Consider the following 16704-nt stretch of genomic DNA (forward strand, 5'->3'; position numbering starts at 1 on the left):
CGAGGACCTTCTCGACCGTCACGAGATCCTGCGCACCGTGTATCCGGAGATCGACGGAATCGGCGTGCAGAAAATCCTGCCGGCATCGGACGTCGACGTGGACCTCTCTCCCATACCGGTGAGTGAGAGCGAGATCCTCGGTCGCCTCGCCGAATTCGTATCCACCGGTTTCGATGTGACGACCGAAGTGCCGCTGGCCGCGCGACTGTACAAACCTGCAGCGAACGAGTTCGTTCTCGTACTCGTCGTGCATCACATCGCAGGTGACGGCTTCTCTGCCGGGCCGCTGACGCGGGATATCATGCTGGCGTACGCATCCCGGGCCCAAGGGGCCGTACCCACGTGGTCGCCCCTGGTCGTGCAGTACGCAGATTACGCATTGTGGCAACGTGAGATGTTGGGTTCGGCCGATGACGCGAGCAGTGTCATGGCCGGTCAGATTCGCTTCTGGATCGAGACGCTCACGGGTGCCCCCGAGCAGTTGGAGTTGCCGTGGGACCGGCCTCGGCCGGCGATCGCATCCCACCGCGGCGCGACACACCTCATCACGGTCGACCGGACGGTCCACGCCGGGCTGACACGCTTGGCGCGAGAACGCAATGCAACCCTCTTCATGGTGCTTCACTCCGTGTTGGCAGTGGAGCTTGCAGCACTGAGTGGCAGCACCGACATCGTCATCGGCACACCTGTCGCCGGACGTGGCCACGCTGAGCTCGACGATCTCGTCGGCATGTTCGTGAACACTCTCGTATTGCGAACCGAAATCGAACCGAGTGTACCGTTCCTCGAGTTGCTCGACTCGGTCAAGAGTATCGACCTGAAGGCGTTCTCCCACGCGGACATCCCGTTCGAGTCGCTGGTCGACGTGCTCGCGCCCACTCGATCGCAGTCTCGGAACCCGCTGTTCCAGGTCATGCTGACCCTGCAGAATGCACAGCCCACCGACTTTCGTCTCGGTGGAGTCCGCATGTCGCCGGTCGAGGTGCCGCTCGGTCATGCGATGACCGACCTTCAGGTCACAGTGCACGAAACGATATCGGATGCCAACGAGCCCGCAGGTATCGCGATGGCGTGGACGTATGCCACCGACCTGTTCGACGATGCGACGGTCGGCGCGATCGCGCAGCGTTTCCTGCGAATACTCGACGCCGTCGTCACCGACGCAGCAGTGGCGGTCGGTGACTTGCCGTGGATGCTACCTGCGGAGACGGAGACAGTACGCGCACTCGGTGAGTCTGCGACACGTGAACTCGTGGGGCCGATGACTGTCCCCGAATGGTTCAGCGAAAGCGCAGCGGCAACCCCCGACGCTGCCGCGGTCTCCGCTGAGAACACGACTCTCACGTATCGCGAGTTCTCGAGACGAGTCAATTCTCTTGCTCGGTATCTGATTTCGGTCGGCGTTTCTCCGGACTCCACCGTCGCGGTCGCAATCGGGCGGTCTGTCGATCTCGTGGTGAGCATCTACGCGGTCCTCGCGGCCGGCGGCGCCTACGTGCCCGTGGATCCCGAACAGCCGTCGGAGCGTGTCGGCTACGTTCTCGACATCACCGATCCGGCCGTCGTTCTGACGACTTCTGGAACAGAGTTCCGTACCGATCGTGAAGTGGTTGTGGTCGACACCGTCGAACTTTCCGGCTTCGATTCCGAGCCGTTGTCAGCCGATGAACGTCGCGGAGAGTTGCGGCCGGCGAACGTCGCCTACGTACTGTTCACGTCGGGCTCGACAGGGCGGCCGAAGGGCGTCGCGGTCACGCACGCCGCTGTGGTCAACCAACTTGCCTGGATGCAAGAACGGTTCGATGTCGGACCCTCCGATGTGGTGTTGCTCAAGACTCCCGCGACCTTCGACGCTTCGGTGTGGGAGTTCATGCTGCCGCTGATCTCCGGTGCCCGACTCGTGATCGCATCGCACGACGGACACCGCGACCCCGCCTATCTCGCTCGGGCGCTGGTGGACTTCGACATCACGATCGCACAGTTCGTACCGACCGTGCTCGACGCCGTGCTCGACGAGTCGACGGTGCCGACCCCGGCATTGCGAGCGGTGTTCGCCGGCGGAGAAGCATTGTCGTCGGCGACCGCCGAGCGTGCCCGCTCGAAGTTCGGCGCGGACGTGCACAATCTGTACGGCCCAACCGAAGTGACGATTCAGGCGACTCACCGTGAGGCGAGCGCCGACGACGGCGTCGTGGTTCCCATCGGTACACCTGTATGGAACACGCACGCGCGTGTGCTGGACGCGCGACTGCGTCCCGTGCCCGTCGGCGTTATGGGCGAACTGTATCTGTCGGGCATCCAGGTCGCGCGTGGATACGAGGGACGTGCGGGACTGACTGCCGAACGTTTCGTGGCCGACCCGGCCGGGCGTACCGGCGAGAGGCTCTACCGCACCGGCGATCTCGTCCGGTGGAATCGCGGCGGCGAACTCGAATACGTCGGCCGCAACGACCTTCAGGTCAAACTGCGTGGCCAGCGCATGGAGATTGGCGAGATCGAAGCGGTGCTGCGCGGCATGGATCGGATCGCTGCAGCAGCGGTCGACGTCCGTTCGGATCAGCTGGTCGGTTACATCGTTCCGGTCGGTGACGTCGACGCGACCCAGCTGCGCGGCGCTGTCGGTGAAGTGCTGCCGTCGTACATGGTTCCGACACAGTTCGTCATGCTGGATTCGTTGCCCCTCAATGCGTCCGGAAAGCTGGATCGGAAGGCGCTACCGGCTCCGGAGCTCGAGGAGCGGGAGTTCCGTGCTCCGGTCACGGAAACCCAATGTGCTGTCGCATCGGTGTTCGCAGACGTACTCGGTGTCGAGCAGGTCGGCCTGGACGACGACTTCTTCGCCCTCGGAGGCAACTCCCTCGTGGCGACCCAGGTCGTGTCCCGTCTCGGAGCGGCTCTCGACGCGCGGGTCCCGTTGCGTTCGTTGTTCGATGCACCGACCGTCGAAACTCTCGCTGCGAACCTCGAAGGGCGGGTCGGTGCCGATGCTGTGGTTCCGCTGGTGGCGCAAGAACGTCCCGATCAGATTCCGCTCTCGCTCGCTCAGCAGCGGATGTGGTTCCTGAACCGGTTCGATCCGGAGTCGGCGGCGTACAACATTCCGTTTGCAATTCGCCTGAGCGGCGACCTCGACATCGAGGCCCTCGAGAGAGCGATGCGGGACGTGATCTCCCGGCACGAGGTGCTGCGCACGGAGTATCCGGAAGTAGACGGCGTAGGCACCCAGAAGGTGCTTCCTGCGGGTTGGATACCGCCCGGCCTCGAACGTGTCCGGGTGGCCGATGAGGACGAGCTACGACTTCGCGTCACCGAGCTTCTCACCGGTGGTTTCGACGTCACGAACGCGCCGCCGATTCGTGGTGCACTACTGCGGATCGACGAGGACGAGCACGTCCTTGCGCTGGTTGTGCACCACATTGCGGCCGATGGGGTTTCGATCGGACTGTTGGCACGGGACGTCGTCGTTGCCTACACCGCTCGCATCGCAGGGCAAGCGCCCGCATGGCCACCGCTCGAGGTGCAGTATGCGGACTTCGCCCTGTGGCAACGTGCCGTGCTCGGTGACGAATCCGATCCGGACTCGTTGATCTCCCAGCAACTCGATTACTGGACCGCGTTCCTTGCGGATCTGCCGGACGCGTTGGAGCTTCCTACCGATCGGCCACGCCCGGCGACTCGGGACGGGTTGGGGGCACGCGTCGATTTCACGGTCCCGCCGGAAGTCGTGGCTCGCGTCAGGCAACTCGCCGCCGCGCAGCACGCTACTCCGTTCATGGTGGTGCACACGGCCTTGGCGGTGTTGCTGGCCCGATTGTCGGGTACCGCCGATATTGCGATCGGCACTCCGGTGGCCGGTCGTGGGGAGCGCGCGCTGGACGACCTGGTCGGGATGTTCGTCAATACTCTGGTGTTGCGGACCAACGTCGACCCGAGCTCGTCTTTCCGTGAGTTGATGACGACCACGACCCGGGCGGATCTCGATGCGTTTGCGCATGCGGATGTACCCTTCGAGAAATTGGTGGACCGGATCAACCCGGTACGGTCCCAGTCGTTCTCTCCATTGTTCCAGGTGATGCTGGCCTTCCAGAACTACACCCAGTCTGCAGTCGAACTCCCGGGACTTTCTCTCTCGGCGTTGGAATTCGATCGGAAGTCCGCGCAGTTCGATTTGTCCTTCACCCTTGTCGAAACGCCGGGCGGTGACGGGTACCGCGGTCAGATCGACTACGCCACAGACATCTTCGATGCAGACACCGTCGATCTGATGGCGGAGCGCCTGGTCCGGCTTCTCTCGACGACGACCGCCGATCCTGATCTTTTCATCTGCGATGTGGACGTAATGGAGGATGCCGAGCGGCACCGCATCCTGACAGAATGGAACGACACCGCGGTACCGGTAACCGATGCACTGCTGCTCGACGGGTTCACCACTCAGGCGCAGCGCACACCGCACGCACCGGCAGTTGTGTTCGGCGACGACGTCCTCGAGTACGGCGAGTTCGATCGTCGGGTCGACGCGCTCGCGGGGTATCTCATCGGACGTGGGGTCGGACCCGAAGTGTTGGTCGGCGTCTGCATGAGCCGGTCCCCGAACATGCTGGTCGCGATCTACGCGATCCTGCGGGCAGGCGGGGGATATCTGCCGATCGATCCGGAACACCCGCTCGACCGGACGGCGTACGTCCTCGAGACTGCCGCACCGTTGTTGACTCTCACCACGGCAACGGATGGAGATGCGCTTCCGCCGTCTGTGGACGCAGTCGACGTCGATGCCATCGATTTCGATGCACCCGGCGCGAGCCCGGTTCCGCCGATTGCGCCGCATCCCGACAACACGGCGTACGTCATCTTCACGTCGGGATCGACGGGACGACCGAAGGGTGTCACCATCACGCACAGGTCGGTCGTCAATCAGATCGCGTGGATGGCGGAGCGGTACGGGCTCGGTCCGGGAGACACCGCCATGCACAAGACACCGATCACCTTCGACGCCAGCGTGTGGGAGCTGTTCTATCCGCTGCAGGTGGGTGCGCGTCTCGTGATCGCGGAGCCCGGCGGCCACCGGGACCCGGAGTACCTGGTGCAGGTCGCACGTCGGTGGGACGTGTGCATCATGGAGTTCGTCCCGTCCATGCTGGCGTTGTTCGTCGCGGACGAAGGACTCGAGCTTCCGCCGTCGCTGCGGTATCTGTCTGCGGGCGGTGAGGCGCTCTCGCCGGATCTCGTCGCACGTGTCGCGTCGCGTTCGGATGCGGTGCTGGACAACACCTACGGCCCGACCGAGGTGACCGTGACGTCTACGGCGTTCCGATGTGTTGGCACGGAATCCGTGTCGGTTCCGATCGGTGAACCGCTCCGCGGTGTCCGTGCCTACGTGCTCGACGGACGTTTGAGCCCGGTCCCGGTCGGAGTGCAGGGCGAGTTGTACCTGTCGGGCGTCCAGGTGGCGCGCGGGTACATCGGACGACCCGACCTGACCGCCGAGCGCTTCGTCGCGGACCCGTTCACGAGGGGAGGTGGCCGGCTCTACCGCACGGGCGACAGGGTGCGGTGGAACACCGACGGCATGCTGGAGTACCTCGGCCGCACCGACCACCAGGTCAAGGTGCGCGGTCTGCGGATCGAACTCGGGGAGATCGAGACGGCGCTGACAGGTCTGCCCGAGATCTGGCAGGCGGCCGTCGTGGTGCACGACGGTGAACTCGGCCCGCAGCTGGTGGCCTACGTGGTTCCTGCTTCGGGTGCCACCATCGAGTTGGATGGCGTTCGTGACGCGCTCGGGGCATCCCTTCCCCGGTACATGGTCCCGTCACAGTTCGTCGTGCTGGATGTGTTGCCCCTCAATGCGTCCGGGAAGCTCGACCGTAGGGCGTTGCCGGAGCCTGAGATCCTGACGCGCGAGTTCCGGGCGCCGGTGACGGAAGTCGAGCGTGCGGTGGCGTCGGTGTTCGAGGACGTGCTCTGCGTCGAACGGGTTGGTTTGGACGACGACTTCTTCGGTCTCGGTGGCAATTCTCTGATGGCGACGCGTGTGGTCGCGCGTCTGGGGGAAGCCCTCGACAGCCGAGTCCCGGTTCGAATGTTGTTCGAAGCCTCCACCGTCGAGACACTCGCGATCGCCGTGTCGGATCAACGCGGATCCGGACGAATCGCTCCGCTCGTTCCCCAGGCTCGTCCTGAACGAATCCCGTTGTCGTTGGCGCAGCAGCGGATGTGGTTCCTCAACCGATTCGATCCGGACTCGGCGGTGAACAACATCCCCGTGGTCATCCGCCTGTCCGGAGCCCTGGATGTCGAGGCACTACGGGCCGCTGTGGCGGACGTGGTGGAGCGGCACGAGATCCTCCGCACCGTGTATCCGGAGGTCGACGGTGCGGGGCGCCAGATCGTGCTCGGTGTCGACGACGCCGGAGTCGCGCTCCAGGTGGCGCGCGTTTCCGAGGCAGAAGTGTTCGATCGGGTCGTCGCCTCGGTGAGCACCGGGTTCGACGTGACGGTCGCGCCGCCGCTGCGGATCGAGTTGCTGCAGGTCTCGGAGACCGAACATGTGCTGGTCGTGGTGGTGCACCACATCGCGGCGGACGGATTCTCGATGGGTCCGTTGTCTCGGGATGTGATGGTGGCGTATGCGGCCCGTGCTGCGGGTGAGATGCCGTCGTGGAAGCCGCTGGACGTGCAGTACGCGGATTACACGCTCTGGCAGCGCCAGGTACTCGGATCCGAGACGGATCCGGAGTCGTTGATCTCGCGGCAGCTGTCGTACTGGACGGAACAGCTGGCGGATCTTCCCGACGTCCTCGCTCTGCCGACGGACCGACCGCGTCCGGCAGCGACTTCGAATCGGGGTGCAACACACGAGTTCGTTCTCGACCCGTCGTTCCTGCGCAGCATTGATGCATTGACCGCAGAACACGGCGTCACCCGCTTCATGGTTGTCCACGCTGCTCTGGCCGTCCTGCTGGCTCGGCTGTCGGGCACCGAGGACATCGCGATCGGCACACCCGTGGCGGGTCGCGGCGAGCGTGCCCTCGACGACCTGATCGGCATGTTCGTCAATACCTTGGTGCTGCGGACGCAGGTCGACGGCTCGGAGACGTTCGAGGATCTGCTCGGCCGCGTGCGTGAGGTGGATCTAGGCGCCTTCGGTCATGCCGAGGTGCCGTTCGAGCGGTTGGTCGAGGTGCTCGATCCGGTTCGGTCCACCGCATGGAATCCGCTGTTCCAGGTGATGTTGACGATGCAGAACACGGGACGTACGCAGTTCGAGTTGCCGGGCCTGTCACTGTCTGCGATCGATGCGGATGTGTCGTTGGCAAAGTTCGATCTGCAGGTGACGGTGTCGGAGCAGTTCGACGACCGCGGTGAAGCTGTGGGTATGGCGGTCGCAATGACGTATGCGACCGATCTGTTCGACGAGGCGACGGTGGTCGGTTTCGCGAATCGATTCGCGCGTGTGCTGTCCGGTGCGGTCGAGGATCCATCGAAACCGATCGGCGACATCCCGTTCGTGACCGAGGACGAGAGCACAGAACTCGTCTCTGCATGGGTTGTGCCCGGTGCCGAGGTCGATACGTCGTCGACGCTCCCTGCGCTGTTCGCTCGGGCTGCCCGGAACTGGCCGGCCAACACGGCCACCGTTGCGGGGGATGCGGTGTCGGCTTACGCGGAGCTGTCCGCTCGGTCGAACAAGTTGGCACGCAGGTTGATCGAATCCGGCGTGGGGCCGGGTTCTCTCGTGGCGGTCGCGCTTCCTCGGGACGAATCACTCGTTGTGGCGATTCTCGCGGTGGTCACGGCGGGAGCCGCATATCTGCCTGTCGATGTCACTTCACCGAAGGACCGACTCGCATACATTCTCACGGACGGTGACCCCACCGTCGTTCTGACCTCGACGGACGAAGCCGAACAGCTTCCCCGAGTCGAAGGTGCGGAGATTCTCCACGTCGATCGGTTGGAGCTCGACGAGTTCTCGTCCGCGCCGGTTACCGACGTGGACCGGTTGGCGCCGTTGCGGTCGTCGAACCTTGCGTACGTCATCTACACGTCCGGGTCCACCGGACGACCCAAGGGAGTTGCGGTCACCCACCGCAACGTCGTCGAACTCATGTCCAATGCGCAGACGAAGTTCGGATTCGACGAGTCCGACGTATGGACGATGTTCCATTCGTACGCGTTCGACTTCTCCGTTTGGGAGTTGTGGGGTCCCTTGCTGTTCGGCGGAACTCTGGTAGTGGTCGATTACCTGACGTCGCGGTCACCGGAGGAGTTCCGGGCTCTGGTTGCGCGACACGGTGTAACCGTCCTCAACCAGACGCCGTCGGCTTTCTACCAGTTCGATGAAGCGGATCGTGCTGCGGCGTCTGCAGACGACCTCCGGCTCCGGTACGTGATCTTCGGTGGCGAAGCGCTGGACCTCGGGAAGCTCACGGGGTGGTATGACCGCCACGCGGATGATGCGCCGCAGTTGATCAACATGTACGGCATCACCGAAACCACGGTGCATGTGTCGTTCCTGGCGCTGACCGAAGAGATGTCCAGACAGGCCCGTTCGAGTGTCATCGGTCGTCCCTTGCCAGGATTGCGCACATATGTGCTCGACGAACGGCTGCATCCGGTCCCGGTAGGCGTGCAAGGTGAGATTTACGTTGCCGGAGAACAGCTCTCGCAGGGATACCTCGGTCGGCCGTCCCTCAGTGCCTCCCGGTTCGTTGCGGATCCGTTCGGCGAAGGCCGGATGTACCGCACCGGAGACCTGGCCGAGTGGAACAGTTCGGGTCTGCTCGAGTACGCGGGCCGTTCCGACTTCCAGGTCCAACTCCGTGGATTCCGTATCGAACTCGGCGAGGTCGAGGCTGCTCTCACCTCGTGTGACGGTGTTGCTCACGCAGTTGCAGTCGTGCGTGCCGGGAACTGGGGAGATGAACGACTGGTCGCGTATGTGGTCCCACAAGCCGGTGTGACCATCGATCCGATGGCGATCAGAGAGACCGTCGGCAATTTCCTGACGGCATACATGGTTCCGGACATCGTGATGGTTCTCGACGAACTGCCGTTGACGTCGAACGGCAAGCTGGATCGTCGGGCACTGCCGGAACCGGCCGTCGTGGCTCGTGAGTTCCGGGCTCCGGTCACCGATGTCGAGCAGATCGTGGCGTCGGTGTTCGCCGAGGTGCTCGGTGTCGAGCAGGTGGGCCTGGACGACGATTTCTTCGGACTCGGCGGCAATTCCCTGGTGGCCACCAAGCTCGTCTCCCGGTTGAATGCGGAGCTCCCGACGCGAGTACCTCTGCAGTGGCTGTTCCGGGAACCCGGTGTCGAAGGACTCGCGGCACTCATCGATCGTGAAAGTGCCGGTGACGTCGAAGAATCCGTGGTTCCGGTCCTGCCGATCCGGATGCAGGGCGCGGGTACGCCGCTGTTCTTCGTCCACCCGATCGTCGGATTGTCGTGGTGCTACACCGCTCTCGCACGTCAGCTCGATCACGACGCGCCCGTCTACGGTCTGCAGACCCCGGCCGTCACCGAGGACGACTTCGAACCCGCCACCCTCGACGAACTCGCGGCGCGTTACGTCGACGAATTGCGGACCGTGCAGCCCGAGGGGCCGTACCGGTTGTTCGGCTGGTCGCTCGGCGGCGTGATCGCCCACGCGATGGCTGTGCGTCTGCAAGCGGAGGGACAACAGGTCGACACGTTGGTGATGCTCGACAGCTTCGCCGGCAACGGTGCACGGACCGGCGAGTCGAGCGATGTGTCGATGAGAGAGCTGCTCGCCGGATTCGGAATCGACGACGCGGCCGCAGCCGGTGCCGAGGACGTCGACGACCTCGTCACGTCCGTCGCTTCACTCACCGGCAACACCGAGGACGACACGAGACGCGTGGTGACCAGGCTGGTCGCGGCGGCACAGCGGAACTCCGAGTTGATGACTGAGCATCGGCCGGGGACGTACGACGGCGACATCGTCTACTTCACCGCGGCAGCCGACGACCCGACCGGAACCCGAGGCGCGTCCGGATGGGACGCGGCTGTGACGGGTGCCGTCGACAACCATCAGGTGCCGGCGACGCACTGGCAGATGACCTCACCCGACGCGCTCGACGTCATCGTGCCCGTGCTCGACGCGGTGCTCTCCGCGCGGGAGAGCTGAGGTGCGGTCAGTCGACGCAGCCGGTGGGCGCCGGAACGGACCCGTCGAGGGTGGAGAGCACGAGCTCCGCGGTGAGCCGATCGGCAAGCATCTGCAGGTGCGTGGTCTTCGCGGAGGCACACACGTCCTGCAGCACGATGTCGGTGACGTTCGGGTCCTCGCCCAGGCCGCTCGTGTACGGCTGCACCACGTCGTCGTGGGCGGTGAGGATGTTCGTGTACTCCACCGGCTCGACGAAACGGCCGGTCGCGGCGAGATCCTCGAGGAACTGCGAACCGGGAAGCATGTCGGCGCAGGCGGGGCACGTCGCGTACTCGAAGTCGCGCATCACACCGTCGCTGGTGACGATGGTCGTCCCGTCCCAGAGGGGAGCGAGCGACACGAGCCGATCGACCTTGTCGGCGCCGCCGTCACCGATCCACTTCGCCGCGACCAACGTGCCCTGCGAATGGCCGACGATGTCGACCTTCTCGGCGCCGGTCTGCGCGAGCACCTCATCGACGAATGCGGAGAGCTGATGTGTGCTCGGCTCGAGCGGCGCCATCCCACCCAGAGCGCTGACGGGCCACGGACCGGGGAACGCGCCGAACGTCGGAGCGAAGACGCAGTAGCCGGCGTTGGCGAGCAGAGGCGAGAACGTCTGCCACGCGACCTGCCGATTGCCACTGGTGTTGTGGACCAGCACAACAGGATTGGGCTTGTCGGCGGTCGGGCGACAATTCGGGTCGTTCGAGCCGGGAGCCGAACCACCCGGATTCTCGAGCTCGAGAGCCACCGTGTCGGGAAGTTCGTACGGAACGGGCAGCGTGGCGGGCGAGGCGGCCGCCACGCCGGATCCGAGAAGACCCGCGGCGAGAACGGTCAGCAGGAGCGATCGGCCAAACACGGGTCATCCTTCGAACAGTGACGATTATCGGCAAGTGCACTGCGGCCCTATAAGGTGTTCCGGGGGCTGCGCAGGGGAACGGAATCGGAGTATATCTATGCGGCGGATATCCGCGTTGGCGGTCGTGACGACGGTCGTGGCGTCGACCTGGGGACTCGGAGCGTCGACGGCGTCCGCAGAACCCGATGAAGCCCGGCTCGTGAGCACCACGGTCGTCGACGACCAGCAGCTCGACATCGAGGTCTACTCGCCGTCCATGGACGAGAACATCGAGCTGCGGATCCTGCGCCCCACCGACACCGACACTCCCGGCCCCACGCTGTACGTGCTGAGCGGCGTCGACGGCGGGTCGTACAACAACAGCTGGATGGACCAGTCCGACATCGTCGACTTCTTCTCCGACAAGCACGTCAACGTCGTCATCCCGAAGGGCGGCGAGTCGAGCTACTACACCGACTGGAAGCACGACGACCCGAACCTCGGCCGCTACAAGTGGGCCACCTTCCTCACGGAGGAACTGCCGCCCGTCATCGACAGCACCTACGCGACCACCGGCACCAACGGCCTGATCGGTTTCTCGATGTCGGGTACGTCGTCGCTCAATCTCGCCATCGCTGCACCGGATCTGTACGACGCGGTGGGCAGCTTCAGCGGCTGTGCACGCACGAGCGACCCCCTCGGCCAGGCCTTCGTCACTACGACCGTCGTCAACTTCTTCGGCAACCCGCTCAACATGTGGGGGTCGTTCGACGACCCCACCTGGGTCGCCAACGATCCGTACGTCAACGCCGAGAAACTCCGCGGCACCACTCTGTACCTGTCGTCGCGCACCGGCCTGCCCGGCCGCTACGACAATCTCGAATCCGAGTGGATCAAGGACGAGGAAGACCTCGCCGACGTGGTCATCAAGGGCGGACTCATCGAAGCCGCCGCGGCCGACTGCACCCGACGCATGGCGACGCGCCTCGACGAACTGGGCATCCCCGCCACCATCGACATCCACGACGACGGCACCCACAACTGGGGCTACTGGCAGGACGACCTGCACAACTCGTGGCCCGTCCTCGGCCCCGCGATCGGCGTCTCCTGACGAGTTCTCCACAGGCGGTCGGTTCATCCACAGATCCGGCCGATTCGTCCTTGTAGGCACCTACGGGCCCGGGGCGACGGGCGATGCTGGGCGTCATGGGGGAGTTGATCCTGCGGCGCGAGGCACATGCGCGCGGCGTCACCGATACGGAGATCCGACGTCTGGTGCGGAACGGAACGTGGACTCGGCTCGCGTCGGGAGTCTTCGTCCAGTCCGACCAGTATGCGGGGGCCGACGATCACGCTCGACATGCTCTGCGGGCACGGGCGTTCATCGCGAATGCCGGACCGACCTCGGCGCTGAGCCACGTATCGGCCGCGGTACTGCACGGGCTCGACGTCTGGCAGATCCCACTCGACGATGTGCACCTCACCCGCAACGCGCCGAGTGGAGCGCGGAGGACACCCGGCCGCGTCATGCACGCCGCGCTCTTCCGTGAGGCGGACGTCGTGGATCGGAGGGGAGCGCGGGTGCTGTCGGTCGCACGGACGATCACGGATGTGGCCGCAACGGTGCCGGTGGAGCAGGCCGTCGTACTTGCCGACAGTGCACTGCGAGCAGGGCTGGTTGCCCCCGTCGATCTGACCCGTGCCGTGGAACGGATGGGGAGCCATCCCCGCATCGCGCATGCGCGTCGTGCCGTGCAGCTGTCGAGCGGGTGCAGCGACAGCGCCGGCGAGTCGCGGAGCAGGGTCCTGTTCGTCCGTGAGCAGATCCCGTTGCCGCTCGCGCAGGTGGACGTCTTCTCCGCCGACGGCAGGTGGCTCGCTCGCGTCGACTTCCTGTGGCCGGAGCACGGTGTGATCGGCGAGTTCGACGGTCGGATCAAGTACCGCCGCGACGGGGTCGCGACCACCGCCGCCGAGGACGTGGTCTACCGCGAGAAGCTGCGGGAGGACGCACTGCGTCACGCAGGGTGGACGGTGGTGCGGTGGACGTGGCAGGACCTCGGGACCCGCGGCGCCGTCGCAACGAAGGTGCGGGAGGCGTTCGCGCGGGCGGCGCGGGGGAGCGGGCCGACGGGGAGGTACGCAACAAAGAAGTGAGGCTCGCAACGCCAGCAGTCACTGCCAGCGTTGCGAGCCTCAACCTCGCGTTGCGTACCTACTTGCGGCCAGGTGCCTTCGCGCCGGGCTTGAAGCCGAGCGCGCCAGGCTTCGCCTTCGGTGCCTCGACCTCCGGCTTCGCCGGGGTCGCGGGCGCCTCGGGCTCCGCAGGAGCCTCGGCGACCGGCTCGGGTTCCGGCGTCGGCTCCGCCTTCGCCGGCGCAGCAGCCGGAGCGGCAGGCGCAGCCTTCTTCGCACCCGGTCCCTTCAGACCGCTCTTGAGCTGCAGTCCGCCCGGCTTCGCCTTCGGGATCGCCGACTCCTTCGGCTGCTCCGCAGGGGCTTCCGCAGCGGGAGCCTCCGCAGCAGGTGCTTCCCCGGCAGGAGCCGCGGGCGCAGAGTTCGCTGCCGAAGCCGCCTTCTTGGCGCCGGGGCCCTTCAGGCCGCTCTTGAGCTGGAGGCCACCCGGCTTCGCCTTCGGCACCGCAGGTGCCTCGGCTGCGGGAGCTTCCGACGACGACTCGGCAGGGGCAGCAGGTGCGGCCGGCTTCGCGGCACCCGGGGCCTTCGCACCCGGAGCCTTGAGGCCGCCCTTCATCTGCAGTCCGCCCGGCTTGGCCTTCGGCGCTGCCGGTGCCTCGGCCGCAGGAGCAGCAGAAGCCTCGGACGCGGCAGGTGCAGCCGGAGCCGCAGCCTTCTTCGCGCCCGGACCCTTCAGGCCACCCTTCATCTGCAGCCCGCCCGGCTTCGCCTTCGGAGCTGCGGGAGCCTCGGCTGCCTCGGAAACAGGAGCCTTCGCACCACCGGGAGCCTTCGGTCCGCCCGGAGCCTTGAGACCACCCTTCATCTGCAGACCGCCGGCCTTCGGGGCACCGGTGGTCTTCGGAGCAGCCGGCGCTGCCGCTGCCACCTCGACCTCCTCGACGCGCTCCTTCTCGACCTCTTCCGCGGTCTCCTCGACCTCGACCGGCGTCTTCGGCTGCTGGACGACCTTGAGGTTGTCGCTGAGCTTGGCAGCCTCGACGCGGGAGATGGACTCGAGCATGAGCTGCGCGACGTCGATGACCTCGACGCCCTCGCCCTTGCCCTCTTCCTGACGCGCCGTCACACCGTCGGTGAGCATGACGCGGCAGAACGGGCAGCCCGTCGCGATCTTGGCGGGATTCGTGGTGAGCGCTTCGTCGACACGGTCGATGTTGATGCGCTTACCGATCTTCTCCTCCATCCACATGCGAGCACCACCGGCACCACAGCACATGGACCGCTCGCCGTGACGCGGCATCTCGACGAGCTTCGCGCCCGACGCCGCCATCAGCTCACGCGGAGCGTTGTAGACCTTGTTGTGCCGTCCGAGGAAGCACGGGTCGTGGTAGGTCACGTCCTGGCCGACGGCCTTGACCTGGACCAGCTTCTTCGCCCGCACGAGACGGTTGAGCAGCTGCGTGTGGTGGACGACCTCGTAGCTGCCACCCACCTGCGGGTACTCGTTGTTCAGCGCGTTGAAGCAGTGCGCACAGGTCACGACGATCTTGCGCTTGCTCTGCTCGACGCCCTCGAACACACCGTTGAGGACCTCGATGTTCTGCTGCGCCAGCTGCTGGAACAGGAACTCGTTGCCCGCGCGGCGAGCGGAGTCGCCGGTGCAGGTCTCCTCGGCACCGAGGACCATGAACTTCACGCCGGCGGTCGCGAGGAGCTCGGCGACGGCCTTCGTGGTCTTCTTGGCGCGGTCCTCGTAGGCACCGGCACAGCCGACCCAGAAGAGGTACTCGTAGCCGTCGAAGCTGTCGGCATCCTGGCCGAAGACCGGAATGTCGAACTCCATCTCGTTGATCCAATTGAGACGGTCCTTGGCGTTCTGGCCCCAGGGGTTGCCCTTGTTCTCGAGGTTCTTGAACAGACCCGCGAGCTCGGACGGGAAGTCCGACTCGATGAGCACCTGGTAGCGACGCATGTCGATGATGTGGTCGACGTGCTCGATGTCCACCGGGCACTGCTCGACGCACGCACCACAGTTGGTGCACGACCACAGGGTCTCGGTGTCGATGACGGGAGCGAGCTCGCCTGCTTCCAGCAGTCCCTCGGTCTCGCCGACGAGCTTGCGACCCGACTCCTCGCGAGCCGACGCCGGGATCTTCGCCAGCTTGGCCTCGTCCGGGTTGCCCTCGGCGTCGACCAGACCGACCTCGTCGCCACCGAGATCGGTGCGACCACCGGCGAGCAGGTAGGGAGCCTTGGCGTAACCGTGGTCGCGCAGCGACGTGATGAGCAGCTTCGGCGACAGCGGCTTACCGGTGTTCCAGGCGGGGCACTGCGACTGGCAACGACCGCACTCGGTGCAGGTCGTGAAGTCCAGCCAGCCCTTCCACGTGAAGTCCTCGATGCGGCCGGCACCGAAGGTGTCCTTGTCCGGATCGGCGTCTTCCATGTCGACGGGCTTGCCGCCGGACATCATCTGACGTGCGGCACCGAGGGCGGGACCGCCGTCGTCCTCACGCTTGAAGTAGATGTTGAAGAAGGCCGAGAAGCGGTGCCATGCGACACCCCAGGTGATGTTGCGGCCGACGATGTAGAGCCACACCATGCCCGACATGAGCTTGACGAACGCGAAGATCGACACCATGACGGCGTTCGCGGGGAGAAGCTTCGCGACCTGCATGGTGAAGAAGTCGGTGTAGGCGTTGTAGTGGCCGGTGAGGGCGATCTTGCCGGCCTTCACCATGATCATGCCCAGGCCCTCGAGCAGCACGACCGCTTCGACGAAGTAGGCGGCCTTGAAGTTCGAGCCGCTGAAGCGCGACATCCGACCGGGCTGACGCGGATGGTTGCGCTGGCGGATGTAGATCAGCGTCAGGATGCCGATCACCGTGCCGAGGCCGAGGATCTCGTCGATGAAGTGATAGACGACGGTGTCACCGATGAGGGGCCAGTGGAACTCCGGATCGAACGTCTGGCCGTAGGCCTCGAACCAGACGATCGCGCCGAGCATGAAGCCGACCATCACCAGCCAGTGCGCCCAGCCGACGGTCCGGAACTTGACCATCTTCGTGTGCGCGAGGAATTCGACGACCATCTGCTTGAAGCGCGGGAAGAACGGCCGCCAGCGGTCCGGGGCCGGCTGGCCGACCCGAATCGTGTTGACCATCTTCAATGCGCCGCTGATGAACGCGAACCAACACACGAGGCTCAGCAGCACGCCGATCGTGCCCAACGTAATCGTCAGGGCATTCATACGTGGCCTTTCGTGTCGGGGGCGGCGTCGTGCCGCCTGGTATGAGTCACCGCATCGTAACGCAAGCTAAGTTACCCACCGGTAACTTGGTCTGAACTGGAGTTACCCGTCAGTAGCAAAATCCGCGTCGAATCGGAGACCGTGTGCCCGGACACGCTAGAGGTCAAACGTGATGCCGCCTTCACGCAGGATGTCCTAACTTGCCCGGAACGAGGCGTGTGTCACACGGACGTCACGACACGCTCTACCGGCCACGATGCGGTATCCATTCGGACAAAGGGGTATAACACTCCGGATGTG

At 65.2% G+C, this 16704-nt stretch carries 5 protein-coding genes (1 of these 5 running past the window's edge); 3 read left to right on the top strand and 2 right to left on the bottom strand.

Annotated elements, in window-relative coordinates:
- Positions 1-10150, top strand: the end of a protein-coding gene (locus tag ACNJ7K_RS25985; protein WP_487042482.1) for a non-ribosomal peptide synthase/polyketide synthase. Its footprint begins 23651 nt before the window's first position; only the last 10150 of its 33801 coding nucleotides appear in the window; the start codon falls outside the window, past its left edge; it ends in the stop codon at positions 10148-10150.
- Positions 10151-10157: 7 nt separating this feature from the next.
- Here ACNJ7K_RS25985 and ACNJ7K_RS25990 read toward each other — a convergent pair whose 3' ends face one another.
- Positions 10158-11036 carry an esterase/lipase family protein gene (locus ACNJ7K_RS25990; RefSeq protein WP_230791562.1) on the bottom strand — a complete coding sequence of 293 codons (879 nt, stop codon included), beginning with the start codon at positions 11034-11036 and terminating at the stop codon, positions 10158-10160.
- Between the two features lie 97 nt (positions 11037-11133).
- Here ACNJ7K_RS25990 and ACNJ7K_RS25995 point away from each other — a divergent pair, with 97 nt between their 5' ends.
- Entirely contained in the window at positions 11134-12126 is a 993-nt protein-coding gene (locus ACNJ7K_RS25995) for an alpha/beta hydrolase (protein ID WP_228525641.1), read from the top strand.
- A gap of 95 nt (positions 12127-12221) precedes the next feature.
- A complete protein-coding gene (locus tag ACNJ7K_RS26000; protein WP_487042483.1) occupies positions 12222-13172 on the top strand; it encodes a hypothetical protein in 951 nt (316 codons plus the stop codon).
- Positions 13173-13230: 58 nt separating this feature from the next.
- On the opposite strand, the gene ACNJ7K_RS26005 is transcribed toward ACNJ7K_RS26000, so the two are convergent.
- Positions 13231-16404, bottom strand: coding sequence for a (Fe-S)-binding protein (locus ACNJ7K_RS26005; RefSeq protein ID WP_487042484.1), 3174 nt, complete (start codon positions 16402-16404; stop codon positions 13231-13233).
- Between the last annotated feature and the right edge of the window lie 300 nt (positions 16405-16704).

The sequence above is a fragment of the Rhodococcus shunpengi genome (genome assembly GCF_048381395.1).
Classification (GTDB): domain Bacteria; phylum Actinomycetota; class Actinomycetes; order Mycobacteriales; family Mycobacteriaceae; genus Rhodococcus.

Excerpts from the sequence above, each read along its gene's own strand:
- ACNJ7K_RS25995 (WP_228525641.1), top strand. The coding sequence starts at position 11,134 with ATGCGGCGGATATCCGCGTTGGCGGTCGTGACGACGGTCGTGGCGTCG.
- ACNJ7K_RS26000 (WP_487042483.1), top strand. The coding sequence starts at position 12,222 with ATGGGGGAGTTGATCCTGCGGCGCGAGGCACATGCGCGCGGCGTCACC.
- ACNJ7K_RS26005 (WP_487042484.1), bottom strand. The coding sequence starts at position 16,404 with ATGAATGCCCTGACGATTACGTTGGGCACGATCGGCGTGCTGCTGAGC.